This window comes from Martinezella paranaensis, from assembly GCF_014200235.1.
GTDB lineage: Bacteria > Pseudomonadota > Alphaproteobacteria > Rhizobiales > Rhizobiaceae > Rhizobium > Rhizobium paranaense.
Window position 1 is genome coordinate 25,809 of record NZ_JACHBI010000021.1, and the last position, 12,657, is coordinate 38,465.

Sequence of the window (12,657 nt, forward strand, 5' to 3'; positions counted from 1 at the left end):
AACGCTTATCAAGTGAACTGGCATGGGATGCGGACAAGGCATTCGCGGCCAGCTCTTGGAAGGTATGATACCTTCCGCCTCACCGGTACGCGTGCCGACCACGGATGAACTGGCGGCTTGTGCACCGGGAGGACTCCGGCGGGACCAGATGCGGAAAAGCGGGCGCAACCCGCTTTTTTTGTTTCCGACCGCTTTTCGGCTTCTCACGATGCGGCAAGCTGCTACAACTTTGGGATCAATCCGCAAGATCCCGTCACAGCTTCCTCGCCCGGCATGTCCGAAATCTTCTCCGATGTCCTGCCGATTTTCCTGCTGATCCTCGTCGGCTGGCTGATCGTGCGTGCCGGAATATTGACGGCCAGCGTCGGCGAGGCGATGAGCGAATTCGTCTTCAAGATTGCCGTGCCGCTGCTGCTTTTCCAGACCATTGCAGGCGCGCAGTTTCATGGAGCTTCGCCGTTTCGATTGTGGATCGCCTATTTCGCCGGAGTCGCGGTCGCCTGGACGGCCGGTCATCTGGCGGCGACGCGGCTGTTCGGGCGGGATGCGCGGATCGGGGTGCTCGCCGGAGTGTCGTCCGCTTTCGCCAACAATGTTTTCATCGGCCTGCCGCTGGTGAGCCGCGTGGTCGGTCCCGACGGCATCGTGGCGCTGTCGATCCTGATTGCCGTGCATCTCCCGGTCATGATGATCGCCGGCACGATGCTGATGGAACAGGCGGAGCGCAAGGCGAGTGGCGGCACGGGGCGAAGCACGGGCGAACTCCTGAATCAGGTCGGCAGAAATCTCGCCCGCAATCCGCTGGTCATCGGACTTGTCGCCGGGCTCGTCGTGCACCTTATCGGCATTCCCTTGCCGGCAACGCTCGGCACCGTCGTCGACAGCATCGCCAATACAGCAGGCCCGGCCGCGTTGATTTCACTCGGCATGGCCCTGCGGCACTACGGGCTTTCCGGTAATCTCGGCGTTGCCAGCGTCACTTCGGCCTTCAAGCTTTTGTTGTTGCCAGCCTGCGTGCTTGCGGCCGGCTACCTTCTCGGCCTGAGCCCGGAATGGCGAAAGGCGCTGGTGCTCACGTCTTCGGTTCCAACAGGTGTGAACGCCTGGCTCATTGCCAATCGCTTCGGCGTCGGCCACAGCCTTGCTGCTTCGACAATCACGCTGACAACGGCCCTCGGCGTAGTTTCGGTGTCGCTTTGGGCCTATATGCTCGGCTAGTGACAAGGCCGGCTGCGCGCGATCTCAAAAGGTGCTTGGCTGCTTTGCGTAAGCCCGCCGCCGTTTGAACGGCAGACCGACATGCAAAAGCCCGGCCGAGACGACCGGGCTTTTGCATAGATTCGCTTGAAGCAACTTAGTTCGTCGCTGCCGGCGCGTTCGCATCGGGCAGCGGCTCGGGCGTGTCGGCCAGCGTGCGCAGATAGGCGATGACATTGGCACGATCTTCTTCCTTCGGCAGGCCGGCAAAGCCCATCGCCGTTCCGGAGACGAATTTCTTCGGCGCTTCGAGGAAGTGGTAGAGATGATCATAGGTCCACTTTTCGCTGCTGCCCTTAGAAAAATCCTTCATGCCGGCAGAATATGCGAAACCTTCATGCGAGGCGATCGGACGATCGACGACGCCCCAGAGGTCAGGACCGACCTTGTTCGGCCCGCCCTTGGTGCCGTCATGACAGGCCTGACACTTCTTGAAGATCGATTCGCCAGCCTTGGCGTCGGCCTTTTGCAGCAATTGCGCGATCGGCGTTTCCTGCTTTGCGGCGGCTGCCTTGCCGCCTGCTCCTGCAGACGATTCTTCAGCGGCGATAATTGCGAAGCCCGGCTTTTCCGGTGTCTCTGAATGGAAAATAAATCCCGACGCGAGCGACACGGACTTCAGCACAAAAAGTGTGGCCAGAAGTGCCCCGACACCCATGTTCACGTAGGATGAATTCATCTGCTATGCTCCCCTCGCCTCCGGCAGCGGCTGCCGGCCCATCTTGAATTCGCGCGAAACCTATGTCTTTTGACTGTTTCTTGCAACTCTGTAAACGGTCTCCACCGTGAGACTTTTTGACACTTTTCCGGCGGGAATAGAAGGCCCAACAATGACAGATCCCAACTTGGACAAGACGCTGGTACTCATTCCGGCCCGGATGGCCTCCACACGCCTGCCCGGTAAACCGCTCGCCGATATTTGCGGCCTGCCCATGATCGTACAGGTTGCCAAACGCGCACGCGAGGCGGCGATCGGTCGCATCGTCGTCGCTGTTGACCATGAGGACACCTTTGCCGCCGTTGCGAATGCGGGTTTCGAAGTCGTCATGACGCGCACGGATCATCAATCCGGCTCGGACCGAATCTATGAAGCCCTGCAGGCCGTGGATCCCGAGGGCCGCGCGGAGATCGTCGTCAACGTTCAGGGCGATCTGCCGACCATCGATCCCGAGACCATCCGCGCTTCGCTGCGCCCGCTGGAAGATCCGGCCGTCGATATCGCCACACTGACCGTCGAGATCAAGGACGAAGAAGAAAAGACGCTGCCGAGCGTCGTCAAGGTTGTCGGCTCGCCCATTTCGGACAGCCGCCTGCGCGCGCTCTATTTCACCCGCGCCACGGCCCCTTATGGCAACGGGCCGCTTTATCATCACATCGGCCTCTACACCTATCGCCGCGCCGCGCTGGAGAAATTCGTCAGCCTCGGCCCTTCGACGCTGGAAAAGCGCGAATCACTGGAGCAATTGCGGGCGCTGGAGGCCGGCATGCGCATCGATGTCGAGATCGTTGACACGATACCGCTCGGTGTCGATACTCCCGCCGACCTCGAAAAGGCCCGCCGCATCCTTTCCGGCGCCTCTCTCTGACGGAATTTCCCTAAAGGCAGTCCAATGATCAGCAAGACCAACAAGATCTCTTTCCAGGGCGACTACGGCGCCAATTCCGACATGGCCTGCCGTGACATGTTCCCGACGATGGAACCGCTGCCTTGCCAGACCTTCGAGGACGCCTTCACCGCCGTCGATAATGGCGATGCCGATCTCGGCATGATCCCGATCGAGAACACGATCGCCGGCCGCGTTGCCGATATCCATCATCTGCTGCCGGAATCGCGGCTGCATATCGTCGGCGAATATTTCATGCCGATCCACTTCCAGCTCATGGTTCTGCCGGGTGTGAAGAAGGAAGAGATCCGCACGGTGCACAGCCACATCCATGCGCTTGGCCAATGCCGCAAGGTGGTGCGCGCCAACGGCTGGAAACCAATCATCGCCGGCGACACGGCGGGTGCTGCCAAGCTCGTGCAGGAAACCGGCGACCGCACCATGGCGGCGCTGGCGCCGCGACTGGCGGCCGATCTCTATGGGCTGGAAATCGTTGCGGAAAATGTCGAGGACACCGAAAGCAACGTCACGCGCTTCGTCATCCTGTCGCGAGACGAGAATTGGGCTCAGCGCAGCTCGGCCGAGGAAAAGATCGTCACTACGTTTGTCTTCAACGTCCGCAACATTCCGGCTGCGCTCTACAAGGCCCTGGGTGGCTTTGCGACCAACGGCATCAATATGACCAAGCTCGAAAGCTATCAGCTCGGCGGCCGTTTTGTAGCGACGCAGTTCTACGCCGACATCGAGGGCCATCCCTCCGACGCGCATGTGCGCCGCGCGCTGGAGGAATTGCGGTTCTTCTCCGAAAAGGTCCGCATCCTCGGCGTCTACAAGGGCCATCCGATGCGGGGTGATCTGTAAGCCCGGATCGTTTCGGAGGCCACCTCGATCCTTCGAGGCTCCGCCCGACGGGCTACGCTCCTCAGGATGAGGTGGAGCAAGTATCGTTGTTGGCGCAAAGGGTTAGCCCTCATGGTGAGGTGCGGAAGCCCATAAGGGCTGGAGCCTCGAACCACTAGGGCGGGTGGCTGGATCGCTACATTTCCATCGTTAGCTAATCCGCAGCCTTGGTGACGACCTCGATACGGTGTCCATCCGGATCGATAACAAAGGCTGCGAAATAGTTCGGCCCGTAATGAAGCCGAAGACCAGGCGGCCCGTTGTCCTTGCCGCCATGAGCGAGCGCCGCTTTGTGAAATGAGACGACGGCATCACGGCTTGGCGCGCCAAAGGCGAGGTGAAAGCCCGAGCCAGGAGCGCAAGCCTCCTTGCCCCGCAATTTGATGGCGAACTTATCGCCATCGCCGGGCGGCCCATATCCGATCGCCTGGTCGGGATCGCCGGGGTTCAAGTCTTCCCAAACCCTGACATAGCCGAGCGGCGCGAAGGCGGCGTCGTAGAACGCGGCGGCCTTCTCGATATCCGAGACGCCGAATGAAATATGATGCAGCAATTGTTCCTCGCATGACTCTGAATTTATCGATCAGTCTCTTCTCCAAATGCCGCAAGTCAACTCGAGCTGCATGCTTAGGCGTTTTACAGGGATACACTAGGCAACAACCGCTGCTTCAGTTGGAACGATCCTAGTCGCCGTATTAGCCCCTCATCCGGCCTCCTGAGCTTGTCGAAGGGCGGCCACCTTCTCCCCGCTTGCGGGGAGAAGGGGATAGAGACACCTGCAGCCTCCCTTCCATCATCGAGCTCAGCGACAGCCCGAGGTCGTCCCCTCGCCCCGCTTGCGGGGAGAGGGTGAGGGTGAGGGGCAGAGCCGCAATTGGGGCCTTACTTATCCGGCTCACAAACCCTGAGACGATGGCCATCCGGATCGAGCACGACGAAGGTTGGGCCGAAATCCATTGTCGTCAATTCCTGCGCGATTGGCAGGCCACGGGATTTCCAGTCCTTATAATGCTCCGCGACCGCACCATCGCCCTCGACCATGAAGGCGAGTTCGCCGCGGTTGCCGATAGCTGACGGTTGCGGTTCGACATTGCTGCGGCGCCAGAGGCCGAGGGTGAAGCCATTGTCGAGCGGGAAGGCAGCGAAATTCGGCGCGGCAACGGCCGGCTCGCGGCCGAGCAGGTCGCGATAGAAAGGCACGCTTTCGGCCGGATCCTTGACGTAGAAAATGATGAGATTCGGGCTGGTCATTTGGATATTCCTCTTGGTTTAGGGGATATAAGGGCATGAAGGATGCGGTCCGGCAGACAGGGCAGAGCCTGCCGGGGATGGCTTTGTCAGCGGATGGTCGGATGAAGATGCGTCTTTAACGCATCCGGTTTTCCTCACGGTACGGGGCATGACCGTCCAGAAAGCCCAGATCGCGCTTCATTGAATCCGGCACGCCCTCGATATCGAGTCGATCTCGGCCATGGGCGAAATAGCCAAGCGCAACCCGCAGAAGGCGGACCGGCCATGCCGGCATAGAAAGATCTTTGCCTTTGCGCGCCTCGATGATGCCGCGATGCGTTTGTTTCGTGACGATGAAAGCGTTGCTTGCCATGATCGGTCCTCCTTCCTGCTTGGGATGGTGCCCATCATAGTCCTGCCTACTGACAGTTTCTGGCAGTAGTGTTATCGGTGAAAATCAATCGTGAACCATGCCCTCCCGGGCATGCCATTCCCTGGCAAGGGTAATACGACGTCGTGGATAGCGCGCTTCCAGCACCGCGAAATCGACGATGCGGTCGGCGCGGAAATGGCGAAAATCCTGGCGCAGCTCGCACCAGGCCATGATGATGCGCGCATTGTCGAAATAACCGAGCGCGAAGGGCCAGATACGGCGGGTCGAAATGGCGCCGTTCACGTCGCCATAGGTCAATTGCACCATGCGCTCCGTGCGGATCGCCTTGCGCATGAGGGAAAGATCGGCCTTGTCCTCGGTGATACGCCGCGTCGCCACGACCACTGCCGCCTGGTCGACCGCCTCGCGCATTTCGGCCGGCAGCACGGCGGCGATCTTGGCAAGAGCGTCAGCTCCGGCTGCTGCCAATCGCGAATCGGTTGCGCGGGCGACCCATCTCGATCCCAGCACCAGCGCTTCAATCTCATCCTGCGAAAACATCATCGGCGGCAGCATGAAGCCTGGCTTCAGGACATAGCCGATGCCCGGTTCGCCTTCGATCATGGCGCCTTGCGTCTGGAGGCTGGCGATATCACGATAGAGCGTGCGCAGGCTGACGCCGGTCTCCTCGGCAAGCGTCGCGCCGCTGACAGGCCGTCGGTAGCGCCTGAGCGTCTGCAGCAGGGTTAGCAGCCGTTCCGAGCGCGCCATGACAAGCGCCTATCGCTTCCACTCCACCCAGTCGCGCATCAGGCGATGGGCGATGGCGCCCTTGGGTGGAGAGGTGTTGCCGGAGGCCGAGACACGATCGAGCATGGCGAGCGTCTCTTCCGGCGTGAACCAGCGGCAATCGTCAAGCTCGTTCGCATCGATATGGATCTCCCTCGACTTTGCCTCGGCATAGCAGCCGATCATCAGGGAATGTGGCATCGGCCAGGGCTGCGAGGCATGGTAGCGAACGCGGCCGATGTGGATGCCGGACTCCTCGTGCGTCTCGCGGCGCACGGCATTTTCGATGGTTTCGCCCGGTTCGACGAAACCGGCCAGACAGGAATACATGCCGGGCGCGAAATGATGGCTGCGGCCGAGCAAGCAGAGATTTTTCTCCTCGTCGATCGTCAGCATGATGACGACCGGATCGGTGCGCGGGAAGATCATGTGTTCGCAGGCCGTGCAGACGCGCTTATAGCCGCCGATGCGGAGCTCCATGACCGAGCCGCACCGGCCGCAGAAGCGGTTGTCGCCGTTCCAGCGGATAAGGCTCATGCCTTGCGCCGCTTCGCCAAGGATTTCGCCTTCGAGCAGGTGATCGCGCCAGAGCGCGCGCATGTCGGCGGGCTTGTAATGGCTGGCGAGTTCGTCGGCATTGATGCGCACCGGAACGGCCAGCCGCGGCTCGCCGGTCCTGCGGTAGCCAAGCAACACCGCCGCTTCCCAGTCCGGATCAAGCTCCTGCAGCTCGTAGCGGGCAAACAGCGGATCGAGCACCTGCCCATCATGCTTCAAAACAAGCCGATCCTGGGCAAATGCCAGGATATGCGTGCCTTCCTTGGCGAGCGCGTGCTTGATCGATTCCTCGTCGCGGTGCTCGGCATCCCGATTAAGCTGATTTTCCGCAAAGGCGGTAAGGCTGCTGGCTTCCGGGTGGGGGGCATCCGTAGAGAATATGGAATGGTTCATTGTGAAAGCGTGTCCCGCAACTTGGCTATGAAGCTGTTCATGTCTGCGTCCGCATAGGGTTCCGCCTTGCCATAGCCCCAGATCGGGCCGGGCCAGTTCGCATCCCCTTCGAACCGCGCAATGACATGAACATGAAGCTGACGGACGATATTTCCAAGGGCCCCGATGTTGATTTTTGTCGCTCCCGTTACCGTCTTCAAGGCAGCACCGACCTTGTTGGTCTCGAAGGTTAGCAGAACCTGATCGAGCGGCGTCAGCTCGAATATTTCCGATATGCCGGGCCGCCGGGGGATTAACACAAGCCATGGCCAGCGGCGATCCTTCATCAGCCGCACGTCGCAAAGGCCGGTAACAGCGACGGAAACGCTGTCATTCGCCAGACGATCGTCGAGCGCAAAATCCTGCAATGGGTCTTCCTCCGATGTTTTATCAAATGTTTAGCAGTTTTTTTTGAGCTTGGCTTGCTTTTGATGCCGATATTGCCGATATGTGCATCCGGGAGGTTGGTGGTGGACGAGCCACTCGCCAACCGGGTCAGGTCCGGAAGGAAGCAGCCCTAACGAGCCCGGCACGGGTCATCGTGCCAGCCTCCCACCCTTTCCGAAAGCAAGGCCCGGCTTTCAGCGGGCAATAAGCAGGGCAATGAGCGACACCGAGCGACAAGCAAAAGATGCCGCTTCGACCGGCACCGGTTACCGGGTGTTGGCCCGCAAATACCGGCCCAAGGATTTTACCGACCTGATGGTCGGGCAAGAGCCGATGGTTCGGACGCTGACCAATGCGTTCGAGACCGGCCGTATTGCCCAGGCCTATATGCTGACCGGCGTGCGCGGTGTCGGCAAGACAACGACGGCCCGCATCCTTGCGCGCGCCCTCAACTACAAGACCGCCGAAATCGACCGTCCGACCATCGACCTGCGTGAGCCCGGCCTGCATTGCCAGGCGATCATGGAAGGCCGGCATGTCGATGTCATCGAGATGGACGCTGCCTCGCATACCGGCATCGACGACATCAGAGAGATCATCGAGCAGGTGCGCTATCGCCCGGTTTCGGCGCGCTACAAGGTCTATATCATCGACGAAGTGCACATGCTGTCGACGGCCGCCTTCAACGGGTTGCTGAAGACGCTGGAAGAGCCGCCCGAGCATGTGAAATTCATCTTCGCCACCACCGAAATCCGCAAGGTGCCGATCACGGTGCTCTCGCGCTGCCAGCGCTTCGACCTGCGCCGCATCAGCGCTTCCGATCTCGTCGGCTTGTTCACCACCATCGCCGCCAAGGAAGGCATCGAGGCTGAGCCGGAAGCGCTCGCCATGATCGCCCGGGCCGCCGAAGGCTCGGCCCGCGATGGGTTGTCACTGCTCGATCAGGCCATCGCCCATGGCAGCGGTGTGGTTGCGGCGGATGCCGTCCGCTCGATGCTGGGGCTTGCCGATCGTGCGCGCATCGTCGATCTCTTCCACCATATCATCAAGGGCGATGTCGCCGCCGCACTGGCGGAATTCAACAGCCAGTATGAAGCCGGCGCCAATCCTGTCGTCGTGCTGACCGACCTTGCCGATTTCACCCATCTCGTCACCCGCCTGAAATATGTGCCCGATGCTGCCGACGATCCGTCGCTGAGCGAGGTCGAGCGCACGAAGGCAGTCGAATTCGCGCAAGGTGTCGCGGTTACGACGCTGTCGCGTTTCTGGCAGATGCTGCTGAAGGGCATTCCGGAGACTGAAACTGCTGCCCGCACGGCCGGCGCCGCTGAAATGGTGCTGATCCGCCTGGCCCATGCCGCCCATCTGCCGGCGCCGGAAGACGCAGCGCGGCGACTTGCCGAATTTTCGGATGGCAATAGCGGCGGAACGCGTCCTTCGCCCATTTCGTCGGCTGGCAACGGCATGGGAACACCGGTCTCCTATCAGGGCAATGTCATGGCGCGTGCGGTCGAAACCGCACCATCGCGGCCCGCCCCGTCGCCGGCAGCACCGGTCGCCATGCTGCGCTCGGTTCCGAATACGCAGCCGCAAGCGAGCCCTGTTATCGGCCGAATCGAGCCGAAACCCGCCGAAGCGCCGAAGCCGCTCGTCCCCGTCAATTCGATGGCCGATATCGCGGAACTTGCCGGCCAGAAGCGCGATCCGAAAGTGAAGGCGCTGGTGCGCAGCTTCGTTCGCCCGGTGCGGCTGGAGCCAGGCCGGCTCGACGTCAGCTTGGCGCCGGGTGCGCCGACAACGCTGCTGAACGAGCTTGCCGTCAAGCTGAAGGAATGGACCGGCATCCATTGGATCGTCAGCCTCAGCCGCGAGGAAGGCGAGCCGACGCTTGTGGAGGCCGAGGCGAACGCGCAGCAGCAGCGGGTCGCCGATGCCCGCCAGGACCCTGATGTCGCCGCAATCCTATCGCAATTTCCGGGCGCAAAGATCATCGACGTTCGCGTGCGGGCGCCCGATCCGGAAGAAGAGGAACAAGTGGCCGCTCCGGCGACTGCCGAATCCGTCGACGGCGATATCCTGCCGGGCGATGATATCGAATTCTAAGGGTATGATATCAAATCGAAGAGCCGTACTATAAAACGGAAAGCGGTTTTCGACCTGGATTGTAACCCAAAATAACAAGACAAAGACGAGAAAAAAGGACCAGCAACGATGCGCGACATCATGGGCATGATGGGCAAAGTGAAGGAAATGCAGGCCAAGATGGAAAAGATGCAGGCGGAAATCGCCGACATCCGGGCCGAAGGCAAAGCCGGCGGCGGCCTCGTTACCGTCACTGTGAACGGCAAGAGCCAGATGCTGTCCCTCAAGATCGATCCGTCGCTCTTCAAGGAAGACGATGTCGAAATCCTCGAGGACCTGATCGTCGCTGCCAATAAGGACGCCCAGGAAAAGGCCGAAGCACTGGCCGCCGAAAAGACCCGCGAACTGACCGCCGGCCTGCCGATCCCGCCCGGTTTCAAGCTGCCTTTCTGAGAAGCGCTCCGTTCAACGCACCATCGTCTTGCGGATGAGCTCGCGGCCGATCGGTTTCGCCGGCTCGTTCCGCAGCACCAGCGACGTGGTCACCGCGCCGTAGCGAGCGATGGAATCGACGATGGTTTCAAGGTCTGATGGTGTCGGCACCAGCACCTTGAGTAGGAAACAATCCTCGCCGGTCAGCCGCAGGACCTCGATAATCTGCGGCATCTCCGAAAATTGTTTCAGGCAGGGGCGTATATGCTCATGGGTCGTCCGCAGCCGGACGATCGCCATCATGCCGAGGCCGACGGCAGCGGGATCGACGACGGCGCGGTAGCCGGCAATGATGCCGCGCTCCTCAAGGCGCTTGAGACGTTCGGACGCGGCGGGCTGCGAAAGCCCGACCCGGCGGCCGAGTTCCGATACGGAAATCCGCCCATCACCTTGCAAAATCTCGATCATCGACAGATCGGTCGGGTCCAGGTCCTTCTCGAAGCTTTCCATCTCGCACCTTGAATTCATCGGCTGGCGCAAGTTTTATCCGATGGTTTGTGATGTCAACCGGCGATGCAGCGTGTCAATTTCCCTCCGTCAACACAGTGCGAGAGGAAAGACATGAGGGATATCATCGTCCTGCCCGGCCTTGGCGGTTCGGGGGAAGGTCACTGGCAAACCCTGTGGGAGCGGCAGAATCCCGAGATGCGCCGCTTTCAGCCGGCGAGTTGGGACAGGCCGGAATTGACGGATTGGCTCGCCGCGCTCGACCGGGAGATCAGCCGTTCCAGGACGCTGCCTATCCTTGTCGTCCACAGCCTCGCCTGCCAGTTGGTCGCGCACTGGGCGGCCTCCGCATCGGCAAAAATCCTCGGTGCTTTCCTCGTCTCCGCGCCAGATCCCACGGGCGACGTCTATCTGACGGAGGCCCCGAGCTTCGCCAATCCGCCGCGCCAACGATTGCCGTTTCCCTCGCTTCTCATCGCAAGCACCAACGATCCCTTCGGCTCGTTCGACTATGCGACGGAAAGTGCTGCTGTCTGGGGCAGCGAATTGATCGATGCCGGCGCGCTCGGCCACATCAATGCGAATTCCGGTATCGGCGATTGGCCGGAAGGGCAGGCGCTATTCGAACGGTTTTACACCGGGCTTGCTTAGGGATTGTCATCGAGAAGCGCTCTGAGCTTGTAATGAATAGGCGCGGAGAGATAACGCACCCGATCCTCCGGGGACAAACGTCTGCCGAAGGTCGCCATCAATTCCGGCATGGTGACCTTGGCGCCGGCATAGGGACTATAGGTCACCGGCATTCCGGCGGCAGCCGTGCCGTTTTTGATGACGCGGCAATAGATGCCGGGACGGCCGGCTTGCATATAGCGCTTGGCGAATTTCGGATCGCCCATCTTCGCCGCGAAGGTCGCACAGGGGATGCGGGCGGAGGTCACCTCCAGAACTAGATCGTCTGCTATGAATCTGTCACCCACCGCGACCTCGCGGTTATCGAGCCCCTCGATGACGATATTTTCGCCGAACGTACCGTATTCCAGCCGGCGCCCCAATTCGTTCGACCACCAATCCAGCGTCAGCGAACCCTCGACATAGACGGCCTGATCGGGTCCGCCGTGATGTTCGCCATTGCAGATAGCGTCGCCGATGATACCCTCGGCGTCGATCATGACCGCACCGCCGACCGCATGCTTATAGATGCCGGTCCTGTAGCTCTTGCCGGGAAGTTTTTCGGCGGCGCCGATGCAGACGGCCAGAATTTTCATAGGGCGATCATCCCTTCCGCGATTCCGTTCCGTCAGCATATGAGCTAAAAGCCTCCCATGGCAAAGCGAGTCACCGGCCCCGAAATCGAAAAACTCATCCAGCTCCTGGCAAAAGTGCCGGGCCTCGGCCCACGCTCGGCGCGACGCGCGGCATTGCACCTGATCAAGAAGAAGGATCAGTTGCTTGGCCCTCTTTCCCATGCCATGGGCGACGCCTACGACAAGGTGAAGATCTGCTCGCACTGCGGCAATGTCGATACCGTCGATCCCTGCACCGTCTGCACCGACGACCGGCGCGATCAGTCCGTCATCATCGTTGTCGAGGATGTCGCCGACCTCTGGGCGCTGGAACGCGCCGGCGCGATGAACGCCGCCTATCACGTACTTGGCGGCGTGCTGTCGCCGCTCGACGGCATCGGCCCTGATGATCTCAACATCCGCGGCCTGATCGAACGGGTCGGCGAGGGCGGTGTCCGCGAGATCATCATCGCCGTCAATGCGACGGTCGAAGGGCAAACCACAGCACACTATATAACCGACCAACTCGCCGGCCTGGAGGTAAAAATCACTCGCCTCGCCCATGGCGTACCAGTCGGTGGCGAACTCGACTATCTCGACGAAGGCACCCTGACGGCGGCGCTGCGGGCGCGAACGGCGATTTGAAGGAGGAAAACGGATTGGCGCAAGGACATTGCCTTTCGCTCGCGCTCAAGGCGCTCGTCGCCAGTGCTCCTCGCAACCCCCCTCTGCCCTTTCAGGCATCTCCCCCACAAGGGGGGAGATCGATAGCCTGTGGCACCGCTCTACCTCAAATCGCGATTGTCTCCGAAGAGACTAAAGC

16 protein-coding genes and 1 other RNA gene are annotated in these 12,657 nt (G+C 60.9%); 8 read left to right on the forward strand and 9 right to left on the reverse strand.

The genetic code is table 11. The annotated features are described in order from the left end of the window. The first annotated feature begins 273 nt into the window (after positions 1-273). Positions 274-1,218 (forward strand): AEC family transporter, encoded by a 945-nt coding sequence (locus tag GGD50_RS29875; protein ID WP_107106478.1) that lies wholly within the window; start codon positions 274-276, stop codon positions 1,216-1,218. A 136-nt stretch (positions 1,219-1,354) separates the two neighbouring features. Here the strand turns inward: GGD50_RS29875 and GGD50_RS29880 are convergent, their stop codons facing one another. Further along, positions 1,355-1,936, reverse strand: coding sequence for a c-type cytochrome (locus GGD50_RS29880; RefSeq protein ID WP_107106477.1), 582 nt, complete (start codon positions 1,934-1,936; stop codon positions 1,355-1,357). 151 nt (positions 1,937-2,087) lie between these two features. Between GGD50_RS29880 and GGD50_RS29885 the strand changes: the two genes are divergently transcribed. Together GGD50_RS29885 and GGD50_RS29890 are read left to right on the forward strand one after the other, a co-directional pair. Then, positions 2,088-2,843 (forward strand): 3-deoxy-manno-octulosonate cytidylyltransferase, encoded by a 756-nt coding sequence (locus GGD50_RS29885; protein ID WP_107106476.1) that lies wholly within the window; start codon positions 2,088-2,090, stop codon positions 2,841-2,843. Positions 2,844-2,867: 24 nt separating this feature from the next. Then, complete coding sequence (locus GGD50_RS29890) at positions 2,868-3,722, forward strand: prephenate dehydratase (RefSeq protein ID WP_107106475.1); 855 nt, start codon at positions 2,868-2,870, stop codon at positions 3,720-3,722. Positions 3,723-3,915: 193 nt separating this feature from the next. On the opposite strand, the gene GGD50_RS29895 is transcribed toward GGD50_RS29890, so the two are convergent. The 6 genes from GGD50_RS29895 to GGD50_RS29920 form a co-directional block, all read right to left on the reverse strand. Beyond that, the gene (locus GGD50_RS29895) at positions 3,916-4,314 is read right to left on the reverse strand and encodes a VOC family protein (RefSeq protein WP_107106474.1); all 399 of its coding nucleotides are present in this window, start codon (positions 4,312-4,314) and stop codon (positions 3,916-3,918) included. Between the two features lie 329 nt (positions 4,315-4,643). Next, positions 4,644-5,012, reverse strand: a complete 369-nt coding sequence (locus tag GGD50_RS29900) for a VOC family protein (RefSeq protein WP_107106473.1) — start codon at positions 5,010-5,012, stop codon at positions 4,644-4,646. A gap of 115 nt (positions 5,013-5,127) precedes the next feature. Further along, positions 5,128-5,364 (reverse strand): hypothetical protein, encoded by a 237-nt coding sequence (locus GGD50_RS29905; RefSeq protein WP_107106472.1) that lies wholly within the window; start codon positions 5,362-5,364, stop codon positions 5,128-5,130. 84 nt (positions 5,365-5,448) lie between these two features. Next, positions 5,449-6,135: a helix-turn-helix transcriptional regulator gene (locus GGD50_RS29910; protein ID WP_107106471.1), complete on the reverse strand. Its 687-nt coding sequence runs from the start codon at positions 6,133-6,135 to the stop codon at positions 5,449-5,451. A gap of 9 nt (positions 6,136-6,144) precedes the next feature. Then, on the reverse strand, positions 6,145-7,104 hold the full coding sequence (nudC, locus tag GGD50_RS29915; RefSeq protein ID WP_107106470.1) for an NAD(+) diphosphatase: 960 nt from the start codon (positions 7,102-7,104) through the stop codon (positions 6,145-6,147). Next, positions 7,101-7,511 carry an HIT family protein gene (locus GGD50_RS29920; RefSeq protein ID WP_107106469.1) on the reverse strand — a complete coding sequence of 137 codons (411 nt, stop codon included), beginning with the start codon at positions 7,509-7,511 and terminating at the stop codon, positions 7,101-7,103. Before GGD50_RS29920 ends, nudC begins: the two co-directional genes overlap by 4 nt. Before the next feature lie 91 nt (positions 7,512-7,602). Here GGD50_RS29920 and ffs point away from each other — a divergent pair. The 3 genes from ffs to GGD50_RS29935 all read left to right on the forward strand — a co-directional run bounded on the left by ffs (position 7,603) and on the right by GGD50_RS29935 (position 10,065). Then, an RNA gene (gene ffs / locus GGD50_RS29925) (signal recognition particle sRNA small type) lies at positions 7,603-7,699 on the forward strand. 47 nt (positions 7,700-7,746) lie between these two features. Further along, entirely contained in the window at positions 7,747-9,633 is a 1,887-nt protein-coding gene (locus GGD50_RS29930; RefSeq protein ID WP_107106468.1) for a DNA polymerase III subunit gamma/tau, read from the forward strand. Between the two features lie 108 nt (positions 9,634-9,741). Continuing rightward, the gene (locus GGD50_RS29935; RefSeq protein WP_028754649.1) at positions 9,742-10,065 is read left to right on the forward strand and encodes a YbaB/EbfC family nucleoid-associated protein; all 324 of its coding nucleotides are present in this window, start codon (positions 9,742-9,744) and stop codon (positions 10,063-10,065) included. 12 nt (positions 10,066-10,077) lie between these two features. Here GGD50_RS29935 and GGD50_RS29940 read toward each other — a convergent pair whose 3' ends face one another. Beyond that, positions 10,078-10,554, reverse strand: coding sequence for an Lrp/AsnC family transcriptional regulator (locus GGD50_RS29940; protein WP_107106467.1), 477 nt, complete (start codon positions 10,552-10,554; stop codon positions 10,078-10,080). 111 nt (positions 10,555-10,665) lie between these two features. On the opposite strand from GGD50_RS29940, the gene GGD50_RS29945 reads away from it, so the two are divergent. After that, complete coding sequence (locus GGD50_RS29945; protein WP_107106466.1) at positions 10,666-11,202, forward strand: RBBP9/YdeN family alpha/beta hydrolase; 537 nt, start codon at positions 10,666-10,668, stop codon at positions 11,200-11,202. On the opposite strand, the gene GGD50_RS29950 is transcribed toward GGD50_RS29945, so the two are convergent. Then, positions 11,199-11,816 carry an MOSC domain-containing protein gene (locus GGD50_RS29950; RefSeq protein ID WP_245407394.1) on the reverse strand — a complete coding sequence of 206 codons (618 nt, stop codon included), beginning with the start codon at positions 11,814-11,816 and terminating at the stop codon, positions 11,199-11,201. The genes GGD50_RS29945 and GGD50_RS29950 overlap by 4 nt on opposite strands. 57 nt (positions 11,817-11,873) lie before the next feature. Here GGD50_RS29950 and recR point away from each other — a divergent pair, with 57 nt between their 5' ends. Further along, complete coding sequence (gene recR / locus GGD50_RS29955; protein ID WP_107106464.1) at positions 11,874-12,479, forward strand: recombination mediator RecR; 606 nt, start codon at positions 11,874-11,876, stop codon at positions 12,477-12,479. The last annotated feature ends 178 nt before the right edge of the window (positions 12,480-12,657 follow it).

Coding starts and splice junctions, on each gene's coding strand:
- GGD50_RS29875 (WP_107106478.1), top strand. CDS start 274: ATGTCCGAAATCTTCTCCGATGTCCTGCCGATTTTCCTGCTGATCCTC.
- GGD50_RS29880 (WP_107106477.1), bottom strand. CDS start 1,936: ATGAATTCATCCTACGTGAACATGGGTGTCGGGGCACTTCTGGCCACA.
- GGD50_RS29885 (WP_107106476.1), top strand. CDS start 2,088: ATGACAGATCCCAACTTGGACAAGACGCTGGTACTCATTCCGGCCCGG.
- GGD50_RS29890 (WP_107106475.1), top strand. CDS start 2,868: ATGATCAGCAAGACCAACAAGATCTCTTTCCAGGGCGACTACGGCGCC.
- GGD50_RS29900 (WP_107106473.1), bottom strand. CDS start 5,012: ATGACCAGCCCGAATCTCATCATTTTCTACGTCAAGGATCCGGCCGAA.
- GGD50_RS29905 (WP_107106472.1), bottom strand. CDS start 5,364: ATGGCAAGCAACGCTTTCATCGTCACGAAACAAACGCATCGCGGCATC.
- GGD50_RS29910 (WP_107106471.1), bottom strand. CDS start 6,135: ATGGCGCGCTCGGAACGGCTGCTAACCCTGCTGCAGACGCTCAGGCGC.
- nudC (WP_107106470.1), bottom strand. CDS start 7,104: ATGAACCATTCCATATTCTCTACGGATGCCCCCCACCCGGAAGCCAGC.
- GGD50_RS29930 (WP_107106468.1), top strand. CDS start 7,747: ATGAGCGACACCGAGCGACAAGCAAAAGATGCCGCTTCGACCGGCACC.
- GGD50_RS29935 (WP_028754649.1), top strand. CDS start 9,742: ATGCGCGACATCATGGGCATGATGGGCAAAGTGAAGGAAATGCAGGCC.
- GGD50_RS29940 (WP_107106467.1), bottom strand. CDS start 10,554: ATGGAAAGCTTCGAGAAGGACCTGGACCCGACCGATCTGTCGATGATC.
- GGD50_RS29945 (WP_107106466.1), top strand. CDS start 10,666: ATGAGGGATATCATCGTCCTGCCCGGCCTTGGCGGTTCGGGGGAAGGT.
- GGD50_RS29950 (WP_245407394.1), bottom strand. CDS start 11,816: ATGAAAATTCTGGCCGTCTGCATCGGCGCCGCCGAAAAACTTCCCGGC.
- recR (WP_107106464.1), top strand. CDS start 11,874: ATGGCAAAGCGAGTCACCGGCCCCGAAATCGAAAAACTCATCCAGCTC.